Origin of the sequence: Buttiauxella brennerae ATCC 51605, assembly GCF_001654925.1 — a bacterium.
Classification (GTDB): Bacteria; Pseudomonadota; Gammaproteobacteria; order Enterobacterales; family Enterobacteriaceae; genus Buttiauxella; species Buttiauxella brennerae.
Genome location: NZ_LXER01000036.1, coordinates 1 through 16,557, shown reverse-complemented (window position 1 = coordinate 16,557; position 16,557 = coordinate 1). Strand labels below are relative to the sequence as shown.

The 16,557-nt window shown below is 50.8% G+C and carries 14 protein-coding genes and 1 tRNA gene; 5 read left to right on the top strand and 10 right to left on the bottom strand.

The window, feature by feature from the left end:
* Nucleotides 1–5: 5 nt before the first annotated feature.
* Nucleotides 6–1,490 carry a guanosine-5'-triphosphate,3'-diphosphate diphosphatase gene (gene gppA / locus M975_RS19755; RefSeq protein WP_064561588.1) on the top strand — a complete coding sequence of 495 codons (1,485 nt, stop codon included), beginning with the start codon at nucleotides 6–8 and terminating at the stop codon, nucleotides 1,488–1,490.
* Between the two features lies 1 nt (nucleotide 1,491).
* Here the strand turns inward: gppA and rep are convergent, their stop codons facing one another.
* The gene (gene rep / locus M975_RS19750; RefSeq protein WP_064561586.1) at nucleotides 1,492–3,513 is read right to left on the bottom strand and encodes a DNA helicase Rep; all 2,022 of its coding nucleotides are present in this window, start codon (nucleotides 3,511–3,513) and stop codon (nucleotides 1,492–1,494) included.
* A 120-nt stretch (nucleotides 3,514–3,633) separates the two neighbouring features.
* On the opposite strand from rep, the gene ppiC reads away from it, so the two are divergent.
* Complete coding sequence (ppiC, locus tag M975_RS19745; RefSeq protein WP_064515151.1) at nucleotides 3,634–3,915, top strand: peptidylprolyl isomerase PpiC; 282 nt, start codon at nucleotides 3,634–3,636, stop codon at nucleotides 3,913–3,915.
* Between the two features lie 170 nt (nucleotides 3,916–4,085).
* On the opposite strand, the gene ilvC is transcribed toward ppiC, so the two are convergent.
* Nucleotides 4,086–5,561 carry a ketol-acid reductoisomerase gene (gene ilvC, locus M975_RS19740; protein WP_064561584.1) on the bottom strand — a complete coding sequence of 492 codons (1,476 nt, stop codon included), beginning with the start codon at nucleotides 5,559–5,561 and terminating at the stop codon, nucleotides 4,086–4,088.
* Nucleotides 5,562–5,727: 166 nt separating this feature from the next.
* Here ilvC and ilvY point away from each other — a divergent pair, with 166 nt between their 5' ends.
* Nucleotides 5,728–6,621 (top strand): HTH-type transcriptional activator IlvY, encoded by an 894-nt coding sequence (gene ilvY / locus M975_RS19735; protein WP_064561658.1) that lies wholly within the window; start codon nucleotides 5,728–5,730, stop codon nucleotides 6,619–6,621.
* Here ilvY and ilvA read toward each other — a convergent pair.
* The 6 genes from ilvA to ilvL form a co-directional block, all read right to left on the bottom strand.
* Nucleotides 6,618–8,162 (bottom strand): threonine ammonia-lyase, biosynthetic, encoded by a 1,545-nt coding sequence (gene ilvA, locus M975_RS19730; protein WP_157092069.1) that lies wholly within the window; start codon nucleotides 8,160–8,162, stop codon nucleotides 6,618–6,620. The genes ilvY and ilvA overlap by 4 nt on opposite strands.
* 2 nt (nucleotides 8,163–8,164) lie before the next feature.
* Nucleotides 8,165–10,015, bottom strand: coding sequence for a dihydroxy-acid dehydratase (gene ilvD / locus M975_RS19725; RefSeq protein WP_064561582.1), 1,851 nt, complete (start codon nucleotides 10,013–10,015; stop codon nucleotides 8,165–8,167).
* A 61-nt stretch (nucleotides 10,016–10,076) separates the two neighbouring features.
* Entirely contained in the window at nucleotides 10,077–11,009 is a 933-nt protein-coding gene (locus M975_RS19720; RefSeq protein ID WP_064515144.1) for a branched-chain amino acid transaminase, read from the bottom strand.
* A gap of 19 nt (nucleotides 11,010–11,028) precedes the next feature.
* Nucleotides 11,029–11,286 (bottom strand): acetolactate synthase 2 small subunit, encoded by a 258-nt coding sequence (ilvM, locus tag M975_RS19715; protein WP_034492255.1) that lies wholly within the window; start codon nucleotides 11,284–11,286, stop codon nucleotides 11,029–11,031.
* The gene (gene ilvG, locus M975_RS19710; protein ID WP_064561581.1) at nucleotides 11,283–12,929 is read right to left on the bottom strand and encodes an acetolactate synthase 2 catalytic subunit; all 1,647 of its coding nucleotides are present in this window, start codon (nucleotides 12,927–12,929) and stop codon (nucleotides 11,283–11,285) included. Before ilvG ends, ilvM begins: the two co-directional genes overlap by 4 nt.
* A 139-nt stretch (nucleotides 12,930–13,068) precedes the next feature.
* On the bottom strand, nucleotides 13,069–13,167 hold the full coding sequence (ilvL, locus tag M975_RS22590) for an ilv operon leader peptide (RefSeq protein WP_072279198.1): 99 nt from the start codon (nucleotides 13,165–13,167) through the stop codon (nucleotides 13,069–13,071).
* Between the two features lie 354 nt (nucleotides 13,168–13,521).
* Here ilvL and M975_RS19705 point away from each other — a divergent pair, with 354 nt between their 5' ends.
* On the top strand, nucleotides 13,522–15,042 hold the full coding sequence (locus tag M975_RS19705; RefSeq protein ID WP_064561580.1) for a YifB family Mg chelatase-like AAA ATPase: 1,521 nt from the start codon (nucleotides 13,522–13,524) through the stop codon (nucleotides 15,040–15,042).
* A 27-nt stretch (nucleotides 15,043–15,069) separates the two neighbouring features.
* On the opposite strand, the gene M975_RS19700 is transcribed toward M975_RS19705, so the two are convergent.
* Nucleotides 15,070–15,408 (bottom strand): MaoP family protein, encoded by a 339-nt coding sequence (locus M975_RS19700; RefSeq protein ID WP_034492261.1) that lies wholly within the window; start codon nucleotides 15,406–15,408, stop codon nucleotides 15,070–15,072.
* 119 nt (nucleotides 15,409–15,527) lie between these two features.
* Here M975_RS19700 and hdfR point away from each other — a divergent pair, with 119 nt between their 5' ends.
* Nucleotides 15,528–16,352: an HTH-type transcriptional regulator HdfR gene (hdfR, locus tag M975_RS19695; protein ID WP_064561579.1), complete on the top strand. Its 825-nt coding sequence runs from the start codon at nucleotides 15,528–15,530 to the stop codon at nucleotides 16,350–16,352.
* An 80-nt stretch (nucleotides 16,353–16,432) separates the two neighbouring features.
* Here hdfR and M975_RS19690 read toward each other — a convergent pair.
* A tRNA-Trp gene (locus tag M975_RS19690) sits at nucleotides 16,433–16,508 on the bottom strand.
* Nucleotides 16,509–16,557 lie beyond the last annotated feature (49 nt).

The window sequence follows — 16,557 nt, the reverse complement described above, 5'->3', positions numbered from 1 at the left end:
AATTTATGCTCAGCTCCACCTCACTGTATGCTGCAATAGATTTAGGCTCTAATAGCTTTCATATGTTGGTTGTACGTGAGGTGGCAGGGAGCATACAAACCCTTGCACGGATTAAGCGAAAAGTACGCCTTGCTGCAGGTTTAAGCAGTGATAACACGCTTTCACGTGATGCGATGGAGCGCGGGTGGCAATGCCTGCGCTTATTCGCTGAACGCCTTCAGGATATCCCTCAGACCCAAATTCGTGTTGTCGCAACTGCGACACTCCGCCTTGCCACCAATGCCAGTGAATTCATCCAGCAGGCTGAAAAAATCCTTGGCTGTCCGGTGCAAATTATCCATGGTGAAGAAGAAGCACGCCTGATTTATCAGGGTGTTGCCCATACCACGGGTGGAGCCGACCAACGCCTTGTCGTTGATATCGGTGGCGCCAGCACGGAACTGGTTACCGGCTCAGGGGCACAAACCACCGCACTCTTTAGCTTATCAATGGGTTGCGTGACCTGGCTTGAGCGTTTTTTCAGCGACAGGAATCTTGCCAAAGAAAACTTTGATGCCGCTGAAACCGCAGCCAAAGACGTTCTCAGACCGATTTGCGACCCGTTAAAACACCACGGTTGGAAAGTATGCGTCGGCGCATCAGGGACCGTGCAAGCACTGCAAGAAATCATGATGGCGCAAGGCATGGATGAACGCATTACGCTCGCAAAACTTCAACAACTGAAGCAACGAGCCATTCAATGTGGGCGTCTTGAAGAACTGGAAATTGAAGGTCTAACCTTAGAAAGAGCGCTGGTATTTCCAAGCGGGCTCGCCATTTTGATTGCGATATTCGAAGAGTTATCAATTGACTGCATGACTCTTGCCGGCGGAGCTTTGCGTGAAGGACTGGTTTACGGAATGCTGCATTTGTCCGTTAATCAAGAGATAAGAAGCCGCACAGTACGTAACATCCAGCGTCGTTTTATGGTGGATATCGGCCAGGCGGATCGCGTGCAGCAATTAGCTCAGGCCTTCACCACTCAGGTGAAAGATGAGTGGAACTTGACGCCACTCAGCATAGAAATGCTCAACAGCGCGGCGTTACTTCATGAAGTGGGGCTGAGTGTTGATTTCAAACAGGCGCCACAGCATGCTGCCTATCTGGTGAAGAATCTTGATCTTCCTGGGTACACGCCCGCACAGAAAAAACTGCTGGCGACGTTAATGCTCAACCAGACAAACCCAGTCGATCTCTCTTCGCTCCACCAGCAAAATGCCGTACCACCGCGTATTGCAGAACATCTTTGCCGCTTATTAAGGTTGGCGATTATTTTTGCCAGCCGTCGTCGGGATGACATCCTGCCGGAAATTGCGCTGAACGTTGAAGGTGAGACACTGAGTCTTGAACTGCCGGAAAAGTGGCTTGAGTGCCACCCTCTCGGCGCAGAATTGCTGGAACAAGAAAGCCTCTGGCAAAGTTATGTTCACTGGCCTTTAATCATTAAGTAATTTAACTTTTACGCGCTTTTGCCAGCATTTCGCGGATGTTGGCGACATTACTCTGCCCTTTTGTCATCCGTTCTTCCGCAGAAACCACTTTGCGTTCAGTCTCCCATTGCAAGTCATCCTGCGGTAACTCAAGCAAGAAACGGCTCGGTTCCGGGCGAATCAGTTCGCCATACTGACGGCGTTCTTTGCAAAGCGTAAAGGTCAGCTCTTTCTGCGCACGGGTAATCCCGACATACGCCAGCCGGCGCTCTTCATCGATATTATCTTCATCAATGCTGCTCTGATGCGGAAGCAGGCCTTCCTCCATTCCCACTAAAAACACGTACGGGAATTCCAACCCTTTCGAGGCGTGCAGAGTCATCAACTGTACCTGGTCAGTATCTTCATCGCTCTCGCCGCGCTCCATCATATCGCGCAAAGTGAAGCGAGTGACAACCTGAGTCAGCGTCATCGGCTCTTCCATTTCTGAGCCTTCAAGCATTTCCGTCATCCAACTAAAAAGCAGGTTAACGTTCTTCATGCGCATTTCAGCAGCTTTTTGGCTGGGCGATGTTTCATACAGCCAGCTTTCATAGTCAATGCCATGAATCAAATCACGCACCGCAGCAATCGGTTCACGTTCCGCAAGCGTTGCCACATCGCGTAACCAATGAGTAAAGCGTTGTAGCGACTCAAGGCCACGACCATTCAACGTCTGACTCAGACCCATATCAAAGCTTGCATTGAACAGACCTTTATTACGCTGCATCGCCCATGCACCGAGCTTTTGCAACGTCACTGGGCCGATTTCACGTTTTGGTGTATTCACGACTCGCATGAATGCGCTGTCATCATCCGGGTTGGTCAGAACGCGCAGATAAGCCAGTAGATCTTTGATTTCCGGGCGTGAGAAGAACGACGTGCCACCGGAAATACGGTATGGAATCCGGTTCTGCATCAGCATTTTTTCAAACACCCGCGACTGGAAATTGCCGCGATACAGAATGGCGTAATCTTTGTAGTTGGTCTTATTAATAAAGTGATGAGCGATGAGCTCACCGGTCACACGTTCGGCTTCATGATCTTCACTATTCGCCGTCACGACTTTTAATTCCGTACCGTAACCCAGTTCAGAAAAAAGTCGCTTTTCGAACACGTGCGGGTTATTGGCAATCAAAATGTTTGCCGCTTTCAAAATGCGCCCGGAAGAACGGTAATTCTGCTCGAGCTTAATGACCTGTAGCGCCGGGAAATCCTGGCTTAGCAAAACGAGGTTTTGTGGTCTTGCACCACGCCAGGAATAGATTGACTGATCATCGTCACCCACCACGGTAAAACGTGCTCGCGCCCCCACCAGCAGCTTAACCAGTTCATACTGGCTGGTATTGGTGTCCTGGTATTCATCCACCAGCAAATAGCGGATGCGGTTTTGCCAACGTTCGCGCACTTCTTCATTGCGCTGTAAAAGCAGCGTTGGCAGCAAAATCAGATCGTCAAAATCCAGCACGTTGCAGGATTTCAGGTGCGTATCGTAAAGCTCATAGCAATGAGCAAAGATTCGGTCACGTTCACCTTTTGCCTGAGCCGCTGCCTGCGACGGCGTCATCAGATCGTTTTTCCAGTTTGAGATCGTTGAGATCAATTGCTGCAACAACGTTTTATCGTCTTCGAGCAAACCTTCCGTCAGTTCTTTCAGCAACGCGGTCTGGTCAGTGTCATCAAATAGCGAAAAGTTAGACTTCATGCCAAGTGCAGCAAACTCACGTTTGATTATCTCAAGCCCTAACGTGTGGAACGTGGAGATCAGCAGACCGCGTGATTCTTTGCGCCCGAGCGTTTGCGCCACACGTTCTTTCATCTCACGCGCCGCTTTATTGGTAAAGGTCACGGCAGCGATATGGCGAGCCTGATAACCGCATTCGCGGATCAGATACGCCATTTTATTGGTGATAACACGCGTTTTGCCGGAACCCGCGCCCGCCAGGACCAGGCAAGGTCCTGTGACAAATTCGACGGCTTGTTGTTGGCCAGGGTTTAAACGCATAAAGGTCACTCAATGAAGTCAGGATAAAAACGAAGGTATCCCCGCAGTAACTGGAGGTACGAAGGGGAAAAACAGCGTGGTAGTATAGCGAGCGTAATCAATTTCACTCAAGGCACTATCATGGCAAAAACCGCGGCAGCATTGCATATCCTTGTTAAGGAAGAAAAACTGGCTCAGGAAATTTTGGCGCAGCTTCAAGCTGGCGGCGACTTTGAGAAACTGGCTAAAAAGCATTCCACCTGCCCATCAGGCAAAAAAGGTGGTCACTTAGGTGAATTCCGTCAGGGCCAGATGGTTCCTGCGTTCGATAAAGTGGTGTTTTCCTGCCCGCTGCTGGAGCCATATGGCCCGCTGCACACGCAGTTCGGATACCACATCATCAAAGTGTTATATCGCAACTAAAAAAAGCCCGGTAGCGTTAAGCTTACCGGGCCTGTATCAATGCTATACCCCTATGGATTTCGATTTGCAGCAAGGCGGCAAGTGAGTACAGCCCCGGGAGCATAGACAACTATGTGACTGGGGTGTACGAGCGCCGCCAACACAGCGGCGAATCGAAAGACGACGGGGTATTAACCTGCTACTGCAATACGCTTCATATCTTTCATGTAGCCACGCAGTTTCTTGCCTACGGTTTCGATTTCGTGGTTACGAATCGCTTCGTTAACATCACGCAGTTGCGCGTTATCAACCGCACCGGCTGGGATTTCTTTACCCAGATCCCCTGTCTGCAGCGTGGTCATGAACTCTTTGAGCAATGGCACTGCTGCGTAAGAGAACAGGTAGTTGCCGTATTCAGCTGTGTCAGAGATAACCACGTTCATTTCGTACAAGCGCTTACGAGCGATGGTGTTCGCAATCAGCGGCAGTTCGTGCAGAGATTCGTAGTAAGCAGACTCTTCGATGATACCCGCATCAACCATGGTTTCGAATGCCAGCTCAACGCCTGCTTTCACCATCGCGATCATCAGAACGCCTTTATCGAAGTATTCCTGCTCGGAAATTTTACCGTCAAACTGCACCGCGGTTTCGAAGGCAGTTTTGCCGGTCTCTTCACGCCAGGTCAGCAGGTTCTTATCGTCATTTGCCCAGTCAGCCATCATGCCGGATGAGAACTCGCCGGAGATGATGTCGTCCATGTGTTTCTGGAACAATGGAGCCATGATGGTTTTCAGTTGTTCAGACAGCGCATAAGCACGGACTTTCGCCGGGTTAGACAAGCGGTCCATCATCAACGTGATGCCACCTTGTTTCAGCGCTTCGGTGATGGTTTCCCAGCCGAACTGAATCAGTTTTTCTGCATATGTAGGGTCAGTGCCTTCTTCCACCAGCTTATCGAAGCACAGCAGAGAACCGGCCTGCAACATGCCACACAGAATGGTTTGCTCACCCATCAGGTCAGATTTAACTTCTGCCACGAAGGAAGACTCCAGAACGCCCGCACGGTGGCCGCCAGTTGCCGCAGCCCAGGCTTTAGCGATGGCCATGCCTTCGCCTTTTGGATCGTTTTCCGGGTGAACCGCAATCAGAGTCGGTACACCGAAACCACGTTTGTATTCTTCACGAACTTCAGTACCCGGGCATTTTGGCGCAACCATCACCACGGTGATGTCCTTACGGATTTGCTCGCCCACTTCAACCACGTTAAAACCGTGGGAGTAACCCAATGCTGCACCGTCTTTCATCATTGGCTGAACAGCCTTAACAACCGCAGAGTGCTGTTTGTCTGGCGTCAGGTTAACAACCAGATCCGCTTGTGGGATCAGTTCTTCGTAAGTGCCAACTTTAAAACCGTTTTCGGTCGCTTTACGCCATGAAGCGCGTTTTTCAGCAATAGCTTCAGCACGCAGAGCATAAGCAACATCCAGACCAGAGTCGCGCATGTTCAGACCCTGGTTCAGGCCTTGTGCGCCACAACCGACGATGACGACTTTTTTGCCTTTGAGGTAGCTTGCTTCATCAGCGAATTCTGCACGCGCCATGAAACGACATTTACCCAGTTGCGCCAACTGCTGACGCAGGTTCAAAGTGTTGAAATAATTAGCCATCGTGGTGGTACTCCGTAGTCGTTGTGTTGTGCTTTTATAAGGTTCGCCAGCCGTGTCTTGCTTGCGATAATGAACTCACTATATGACAGGAAATGCGTTGCTTAAATTGATATATTAACAACGTGACGTTGCAATTTATGCAACGTAGGAACAAGGGCTGATGACCATGGATTTACGCGACCTGAAAATATTTATCCACCTTGCTGAAAGTCGCCATTTCGGCAGGAGCGCACGCGCGATGCACGTCAGCCCGTCGACGCTTTCGCGCCAGATCCAGCGCCTCGAAGAGGATTTAGGTCAACCCTTGTTTTTACGCGATAACCGCACCGTTACACTGACCGAGGCCGGAGAGCAACTTAAACAGTTCGCCCAGCACACGCTTTTGCAGTATCAGCAAATGCGCCACACCATCGGCCAGGAAGGGCCATCGCTTTCCGGCGAGCTACATCTTTTTTGCTCCGTCACCGCCGCGTATAGTCATTTACCACCCATTCTCGATAGATTCCGTGCGGAACATCCAAATGTGGAGATCAAACTGACCACAGGCGATGCCGCCGATGCGGTAGAGAAAGTGGATTCCGACGAAGCCGATCTTGCGATTGCCGGTAAGCCGGAAACATTGCCACCAGGCGTCGCATTCTCGATTCTGGACCATTTATCGGTTGCACTGATCGCACCAGCACTGCCCTGCCCAGTTCGTGCGCAGGTGAATCAACCAGACCCGGACTGGGCAAAAGTGCCATTTATTCTGCCAGATCAGGGGCCAGTGCGCCGCCGCATTGAGTTGTGGTTCCGCCGTCAAAAGATCAGTAACCCGTTTATTTATGCGACGGTTGCAGGCCATGAGGCGATGGTTTCGATGGTGGCGCTCGGCTGCGGCGTAGCATTGATACCTGAAATCGTGTTGGAAAATAGCCCGGAACCGGTGCGCAACCGCGTGCAGGTGCTGGAACGAAACGATGAAGCCGAGCCGTTTGAGCTGGGCGTTTGCGTACAAAAAAAGCGGCTCAATGAGCCGCTTGTGCATGCGTTCTGGAAATTACTGCCCGGCAACCACTAACCCGCAAGGAAGAAGCGGAACGCCGGATTACTGGTTTCATCGTGGCAATCGTAGCCCAGCTCATTGAGTCGGGTTTCAAAATCCGGCTCATTGTCGCCCAGCTCGAACGCCGCCAGTACGCGACCATAATCCGTGCCGTGGCTGCGATAATGGAACAACGAAATATTCCAGTGCGTGCCGAGCGTTTGCAGGAATTTCAGCAAAGCGCCCGGTGACTCCGGAAATTCGAAGCTATAAAGCCGTTCACGCAGTGGTTTAGACGGGCGCCCGCCCACCATGTAGCGCACGTGCAGTTTCGCCATTTCGTCATCAGACAAATCGACAACACCGTAACCACCTTCGTTAAGTAGCTCGATGATTTCGCGGCGTTCTTCCAAACCACGAGTCAAACGGACACCGACGAAGATACAGGCTTCCGCCGAGCTGGAATAACGGTAATTAAACTCAGTGACCGAACGCCCACCGAGTACCTGGCAAAATTTCAGGAAGCTGCCTTGCTGCTCAGGAATGGTGACCGCCAGCAGTGCTTCACGTTGTTCGCCCAGTTCGCAGCGCTCAGAAACGTAGCGCAGGCCGTGGAAGTTAACGTTCGCACCAGAAAGAACATGTGCAAGGCGCTCACCACGAATCTGGTGCTGCTGGATATATTTTTTCATCCCCGCAAGCGCCAGAGCGCCAGACGGTTCAGCGACCGCGCGAACATCTTCGAATAAATCTTTCATCGCAGCACAGATAGCATCGCTATCAACCGTGATGATGTCGTCGAGATATTCCTGACACAAACGGAATGTTTCATCGCCGATACGCTTAACCGCAACACCTTCAGCAAACAAACCGACGCGCGCCAAATCAACCGGCTTGCCCGCATCGAGTGCCGCTTTCAAACAGGCAGAATCTTCCGCTTCAACGGCGATCACTTTGATTTGCGGCATCAGCTGTTTGATAAGCACCGCCACACCCGCTGCCAGACCACCGCCACCGACCGGAACAAAAATGCGGTCGATATGCGCATCTTGCTGCAGCAGTTCCAGCGCCAGCGTGCCCTGCCCGGCAATGACTGCCGGGTGGTCGAACGGAGGCACATAGGTGAACCCCTGTTGCTGCGAAAGCTCGATGGCACGACCTTTCGCCTCATCAAAGTTCGCGCCGTACAGCAATACTTCACCACCAAACGCGCGGACCGCATCCACTTTGATATCCGCCGTAGTCACGGGCATGACAATCAGAGACTTGATGCCTAAACGTGTTGAGGAAAGCGCAACACCCTGAGCATGGTTTCCCGCAGAAGCGGTAATCACACCACTGGCTTTTTGTTCGCTGTTCAGCCCGGCAATCATCGCGTATGCGCCACGCAGTTTGAAACTGTGCACGGGCTGGCGGTCTTCACGTTTCACCAGAATGACGTTATCCAGACGTGACGACAGTTTTTCCATCTTCTGCAATGGGGTAACTTGCGCGACTTCGTAAACCGGAGCGCGCAGAACGGCTCTCAGATATTCCGCCCCACAAGGGGCGTCAGGTAGCGGTTGTGACTCGGCCATCATTAGCCTCCAAGCTTACTTTTATCGCGCACCGCGCCCTTATCGGCACTGGTGGCAAGCATTGCGTAAGCGCGCAGAGCGAAGGAGACCTGGCGTTCACGCGCACGTGGCGTCCAGGCTTTGTCACCGCGAGCTTCTTGCGCTTCACGACGAGCGGCCATTTCCTGATCGCTCAGTTGCAGTTGGATCCCACGGTTCGGGATATCAATCGCAATCATGTCGCCATCTTCAATCAGCGCGATATTGCCACCGCTTGCTGCTTCCGGAGAAACGTGGCCGATAGAAAGACCGGAAGTACCGCCGGAGAAGCGCCCATCGGTAACCAGGGCACACGCTTTGCCCAGCCCCATAGATTTCAGGAAGGTTGTTGGGTAAAGCATTTCCTGCATGCCCGGCCCGCCTTTTGGCCCTTCGTAACGAATAACAACGACGTCGCCCGCTACCACTTTGCCACCAAGGATTGCCTCAACCGCATCATCCTGGCTTTCGTAAACTTTTGCAGGCCCGCGGAACACGAGACTTTCATCGTCTACACCAGCCGTTTTCACGATACAGCCGTTTTCGGCGAAGTTACCGTACAGAACAGCTAAACCACCTTCCTGGCTGTATGCATGTTCCTTCGAGCGGATACAACCGTTTTGACGGTCAACATCCAGAGAATCCCAGCGGCAAGATTGCGAGAATGCTTTCGTGGTACGAATACCGGCCGGGCCCGCGGAGAACATGCTTTTCACGCTTTCGTCTTTGGTCAGCATGACATCGTACTGTTCCAGCGTTTGCGTCAGGTTCAGACCCAGAACGTTTTTCACATTGCGATGCAGTAAACCACCGCGATCCAGCTCGCCCAAAATACCGATTACACCACCCGCACGGTGCACATCTTCCATATGGTATTTCTGGGTACTCGGTGCGACTTTACACAGCTGTGGGACTTTACGAGACAACTGGTCGATATCGGTCATGGTGAAATCAAGTTCTGCTTCCTGAGCCGCTGCCAGTAAGTGCAGAACTGTGTTTGTTGAACCGCCCATCGCGACATCCAGCGTCATGGCGTTCTCAAACGCTTCTTTGCTGGCGATGCTACGTGGCAGAGCACTTTCGTCATCCTGCTCGTAATAACGTTTGGTCAGGGCGACGATGCGTTTACCGGCATTCAGAAACAGCTCTTTACGATCGGAGTGCGTTGCCAGCAGAGAACCGTTACCCGGCTGGGATAAGCCCAGCGCTTCGGTCAGGCAGTTCATGGAGTTAGCCGTGAACATACCGGAGCAGGAGCCGCAAGTTGGGCAAGCGGAACGTTCTACCTGCTCGCTTTGCTCGTCACTCACTTTCGGGTCAGCGCCCTGAATCATCGCATCAACCAGGTCGAGTTTGATGATTTGGTCTGAGAGTTTGGTTTTCCCGGCTTCCATCGGGCCACCGGAAACAAAAATAACCGGAATGTTCAGGCGCAAAGAGGCCATCAACATCCCTGGGGTGATTTTGTCGCAGTTGGAGATACAAACCATCGCGTCGGCGCAGTGCGCGTTCACCATGTATTCAACGGAGTCAGCGATAAGCTCGCGTGACGGCAGAGAATAAAGCATGCCGCCGTGGCCCATGGCGATACCATCATCCACCGCGATGGTGTTGAACTCTTTCGCCACACCGCCAGATGCTTCGATTTGTTCGGCAACCAGTTTACCCAAATCGCGCAGGTGAACGTGGCCTGGCACGAACTGAGTAAAGGAGTTAACTACCGCAATAATTGGCTTGCCGAAATCATCATCGGTCATCCCGGTTGCGCGCCACAATGCGCGGGCACCCGCCATATTACGGCCATGGGTGGTAGTGGCTGAACGGTACTTAGGCATGCTTATTTACTCCAGTCTGTCTGTCGAGGGGACGGTCATCACCATCCACCTGGTTATTTTTTTACTTAGGGTTGACCTGATCTAACCAGCCCCATTTGTCTTCGGTTTCGCCAGTGAACAGGCCAAAGAATGCCTGTTGAATGCGTTTGGTGATCGGGCCACAGCGGCCTTCGCCTACCTGAATGCGGTCTACGCTACGAACTGGTGTGATTTCGGCGGCGGTACCCGACATAAATACTTCGTCCGCCAGGTAGAGCGATTCGCGAGACAACACTTGCTCACGCACTTCGATACCCAGGTCTTTAGCCAGAGTGATAATGGCATCACGGGTAATGCCCGGCAGCGCGGAAGAGGTAAACGGAGGGGTAAACAGAATGCCATCTTTCACTTCAAAGAGGTTTTCGCCCGCACCTTCTGACAAGTAACCGTTCACATCCAGCGCGATACCTTCCTGATAACCGTGGCGACGCGCTTCGCTGCCAACCAGCAAAGAAGAAAGGTAGTTACCACCGGCTTTCGCTGCAGTTGGAATGGTATTTGGTGCCACACGGTTCCATGAGGAAACCATTGCGTCGATCCCTTGATCCAGCGCTTCTGCGCCGAGGTATGCACCCCATGGGAAGGCTGCGATGATCACATCAGTGGTGTAACCGTCTGGCGGATTCACGCCCATACCGACGTCACCCACAAATACCAGCGGGCGGATATATGCGCTGGTCAGGTTGTTTTTACGGATAACAGAACGGCAAGCTTCCATCAGCTCATCAACACTTTGTGATACAGGGAAACGATAGATTTTTGCTGAATCACGCAAACGCTGCATGTGTTCACGATGGCGGAACACCACTGGACCAATGTGAGATTCATAGCAACGGATGCCTTCGAATACCGATGTGCCGTAATGCAGCGCATGGGACATTACATGGACCTTTGCTTCGCCCCACGGCGTCATCTCACCATTGAACCAGATGTAATCAGCTTTCTTCGTTGTCATTGTTCTCTTCCTTCTGCGCTCAGGCGCGGATTTGTTGTGTTGTTTGTTGCTGGATTTCGACGCGACCAACGTCAACCAGTTTGCTTAATTGACTAAACAGTAATTCGACTGGGCGCAGGCTGGCAACGGTCAATTCAATATTAATATCGTCGGTATTCCCCAGCGTGACCATGTTCATAGAACACACCTGAAAACCGCGATGGCGAACGACGCGTAACACGCGCTCCAGTGTCTCAGGGCGAAAACGGGCCGTTACTGCCAGCTGATGTTGCATCATGATAATTTCTCCAGCATTTGTGAGTTACTGGCACCAGGTGGCACCAACGGCCAGACGTTTTCGTACTCATCTATCGAGACGTGAAGCATGTATGGGCCATCGCTATTGAGCATCGTGTCGATGGCGGCTTCTACCTGGTCTTTACGAGTGATGTGTTGGCCTGGGATACCGAAGGCACTGGCCAGCATGAGGAAATCGGGATTATCGGAGAGGTTGGTTTCGCTATAACGTTCTGAGAAAAACATCTGCTGCCACTGGCGTACCATTCCTAAACGTTGGTTATCCAGTAAAACGATTTTGAGCGGCAGCTGTTTTCGTTTTACGGTGCCCAACTCCTGAACGTTCATCATGAATGAGCCGTCACCCGAAATACAGATAACCGTATCGTTCGGCCTGGCTACCTGTGCGCCTACGGCTGCGGGCAGACCAAAGCCCATCGTTCCCAGGCCACTGGAAGTGATAAAATTTTCCGGGCGGGTAAATGACATATGCTGGGCTGTCCACATCTGATGCTGGCCGACATCGGTAGTCACCACACATTCCTGCGGCTTACGGTCAGAGATTTGTTTCAGCAATAACGGGGCAAAAATGGCTTCGCCGGGATGATCATAGCGCCATGGGTTTGCTGCCCGTAAAGTGGCAACTTCTTGCTGCCATTCAGCAATATCCAGCGGTTGTTGCAGCGCCTGTAATAATTGGGCTAAATCCCCCTGCAACCCAACATGGGCCTGACGCAATTTACCCAGCTCTGCCGGGTCGATATCCATATGGATCACTTTCGCGTGTGGGGCAAAGGTATTCAGCTTGCCGGTAACACGGTCGTCAAAGCGTGCACCGACGGCAATCAGCAAGTCGCACTCTTGCACCGCAAGGTTAGCCGCTTTTGTGCCGTGCATTCCCAACATGCCGGTATAAAACGGGTTTTCCGCCGGAACAGCGCCCAGGCCCTTCAGCGTGACAGTAGAAGGCATATTGGTGACAGCGATAAACTCACGCAATGCCGGAACCGCCTGAGCCATGCCCACTCCGCCACCGACATACAACATCGGTTTGCGGGCATTCGCTATCATTTCGCGTGCCTGCTGCAGCTCGGCGTGCGGCATTTCAAAATCATCTTCAACAGTCGATAACCACGGCTCCAGATCGCCTTGTGCTAATTGAATATCCTTAGGGATATCCACCAACACGGGACCCGGACGGCCAGAGTTTGCAATTTCAAACGCTTCTGCAAGGACGCGAGGTAAATCATCGAATGATTCAACAAGGAAACTGTGCTTGGTACATGCGAGGGACAAACCTAAAACATCCACTTCCTGGAATGCGTCAGTGCCAATCAGCGGAGCGGCTACCTGGCCTGTGATTGCAACAACGGGAACGGAATCTAACAGCGCATCGGCAAGGCCTGTTATCAAGTTGGTTGCACCCGGCCCGGAAGTCGCGATGCAAACGCCTGTTTTTCCCGTAGAACGAGCATAACCAATGGCTGCCATTGCTGCGCCTTGCTCATGGCGGCAGAGCAAATGTTCGACCCCACCGTCATACAATGCATCGTAGACTGGCATGATTGCGCCGCCCGGATAGCCGAAAACTGTCTCTACACCCTGCGCTCGCAACGCATGTACCACCCACTGTGCACCATTCATAGTTAGTTCCCCGTCGCATTATCGGAGAAACAGCATTTTATTCTGTAACGCATCATCTGTTTCTCTCCGAGTTTCTTTGCCCAACAAAAAACCCCCGGACCTTTCGGTGCGGGGGTTCTTTTCGATTCAGGCTTGATTTTTAAGCCTTTCTTTCTCCAAGTGCAGCCCCGCACGGTGGGATAATAATCACCACCACGCTAATCACGACCAGGCTAATCACTCGTAGAAGGGCTTTCATGTTTGTTTATTCTGTCTACTTGTTCGAAGTAATACCTACAGAGTTATCACAGAGTCAGTTAAAAGCACAAGAATTTTTTATATTGAAACAGAGGCTGAAAAATTGGCTGGGGGAAAAAGTATTTGTTTTCAGTAAATAACGAGATAGTGAAAATATTTCATATAGAGCGATTTCTTATCTCTATTGCCAAAAACTCTTCCAGAAATAAATCTTTTGCGAAGCTCATCGCAGAATTATTTTCAAAAAAGAAATCTCACCCAAAAGTCTGGAAGGCATTACGAGGAACATTATTTCTCCTCTTTATGCAGCATTAGCAAGCTGACAGGATAAAAGTTCACCCAAGAGGAAAGAGCGATGTCACTGGCAGTTGTTAATACAAGGGCAGCATTAGGCATTACAGCCCCATTGGTCACCGTAGAGGTTCATATCAGCCAGGGGTTACCAGGTTTAACCCTTGTGGGTTTACCCGAAACCACTGTCCGTGAAGCTCGGGACAGAGTGCGTAGTGCCATCATCAACAGTGGTTACACTTTCCCGGCTCGTAAAATTACGATAAATCTCGCCCCAGCGGATCTTCCTAAAGATGGAGGCAGATATGACTTACCCATCGCTCTTGCGTTACTGGCCGCCTCTGAGCAACTTTCAATGGATAAGTTGGATCAATATGAGTTTGTAGGTGAACTTGCACTTACTGGGGCATTACGTGGCGTACCAGGTGCTATATCCTCCGCGATGGAAGCCTTGAAGTCGGGGAAGCAGATCATTATTGCAGATGAAAACGCCGCCGAGCTTGGGTTAATCGAGCAAGCCGGTTGCCTTATCGCAAATCATCTCACTGAAGTATGTGCATTTCTGGAAGGCCTAGGGGAATTACAGTCCCCGGAAAAGCTGCAGCAAGAGCAGGTGGAATATAGTCAGGATCTCAATGAAATATTTGGCCAGGCACAAGGTAAACGAGCATTAGAGATCACAGCAGCAGGTGGTCATAACCTCTTGTTGATAGGACCACCTGGCACAGGTAAAACTATGTTGGTCAGCCGTTTGAATACGTTACTCCCCTCGTTAAGCGACGCGGAAGCTCTGGAGAGTGCTGCCATCAGGAGCCTGGTCAATCCACATTCGCTACAGCAAGAGTGGCGTCAGCGTCCATTCAGAGCGCCTCATCATAGTGCATCATTGAGTGCTATGGTTGGCGGAGGTTCAATTCCCAGGCCAGGAGAGATTTCACTGGCACACAATGGTGTGCTTTTTCTTGATGAGCTTCCTGAATTTGAACGCCGGGTATTGGATGCATTACGTGAACCCATCGAATCGGGTGAAATTCATATATCCCGTACTCGCGCCAAAATTAGCTACCCAGCAAAATTTCAACTTTTGGCAGCCATGAACCCTAGCCCAACAGGGCACTACCAGGGTAAGCATAATCGCTGCACCCCGGAACAGACTTTACGTTATCTCAGTCGGCTCTCAGGGCCCTTTCTTGATCGCTTTGATTTGTCTGTAGAGATCCCCTTACCGCCAGCCGGTATGCTAAGCAACCCTGCTGCCAGTAGTGAAAGTAGTGCTGAGGTAAGAGCACGGGTAATCACCACCCAGGAGCGCCAGTGGAATCGCCAGAACAAGCTCAATGCGAGGCTCGAAAATCATGAAATCAAAAAATTTTGTGCCATCGAACAAAATGATGCCGTCTGGCTTGAAGAGACGCTGATTAAATTGGGTTTGTCGATACGCGCGTGGCACCGTTTACTGAAGGTCGCACGGACCATTGCAGATATTCAGGGATTTGAACAGATAAAGCGGGAACATCTTCTGGAGGCACTGAGCTACCGTGCAATTGATCGTTTGTTAGCTCACTTACAGCAGTTAACAGGATAAAAAAATGGGGCTTTCGCCCCATTCTTATTAATCATCACTCTCGGTGTAATCTTCAACAGCATCTGCTTGTGGCTTGCCACCGGACAGGGTGTGGAAACGTTTAGGACGCTTGATTCGCGTCATATACTTACTCCACACACGCTCTGCATCTGTAACGGGCTCACGCTCGCCACGGCACACAGCTACAAACAGAACTTCTTCTTCGGTACCAGGTTCGCGCTTGCCGAGATCCAGCTCATTGAACGCATAACCATGACGTTCTAACAACTGGGCTTCTTTGATGGTGAAATCACCATGGCGAGCGAACCCGCGAGGATAATGTTTATTGTCGAAAAACCGATTAGTCGTCGTAAAGCTTTCCGCCATCCTGCACGCTCCTAATTCTCTTGGTCGAGCTATTTATGGCGCGGAGTATTAGTTACGCTTGACAGAGCGTCAAACAAAACATTTAAATCATAACGACAAAAAAATTTTGGGAGAGAGCCGTGGATACTGAATTACTAAAAACGTTCCTCGAAGTGAGCCGAACGCGACATTTTGGGCGGGCTGCTGAGGCTCTTTATCTAACGCAATCAGCCGTTAGCTTCCGAATTCGCCAATTAGAGAATCAGCTGGGTGTAAATCTTTTTACTCGTCACCGAAATAATATTCGTCTGACGACCGCTGGAGAACGTTTGCTGCCCTACGCAGAGAACCTCATGAGTATCTGGCTGGCAGCCAAAAAAGAGGTTTCACACACTTCACAGCACAACGAGTTAACCATTGGAGCCAGCTCATCGCTCTGGGAATGCATGCTTTCAGACTGGCTAATTTCGCTTTATCAGCAGCATAAAGATATGCAATTTGAAGCACGTATTTCACAACGTAAGTCGTTAGTTAAACAGTTACATGAGCGACAACTTGATCTCCTGATCACGACCGAATCGCCAAAAATGGACGAATTTTCAAGCCAGTTACTGGGAAATTTTAACCTTGCGTTATTTTCAAGTAATCCACAAAGCGCAAAAACAGGGTTAACTTATTTACGCTTAGACTGGGGTCCTGATTTTCAGCAGCATGAAGTCGGCCTTATCAGTCATGATGACATCCCTATTCTGACCACGAGTTCAGCTCAAATAGCTTATAAATTGTTGCAACAGCTCAGTGGATGTTCATTTTTGCCCGTTGAATGGGCGAAAGAAAGAGAGGGAATTTATCAGGTACCCGATACAAATATGCTTTCACGTCCTTTGTATGCGATCTGGCTACAAAACAGTGATAAACAAAGCACAATCAAAGAGTTATTGAAGACACCACTCATAGCGCAGTAATGCGCTTTTGTAGTCTGGAGGGGAGATTTTGAGGAATTTCAGGCAAAAAAAATCCTTTGCCGAAGCAAAGGATCATTATATGGCAGGGGCGGAGAGACTCGAACTCGCGACACCCGGTTTTGGAGACCGGTGCTCTACCAACTGAGCTACGCCCCTAAAGAACGCTTATTATTAAGCCCGCTAATTAAGCAGGCATAATTTTTTT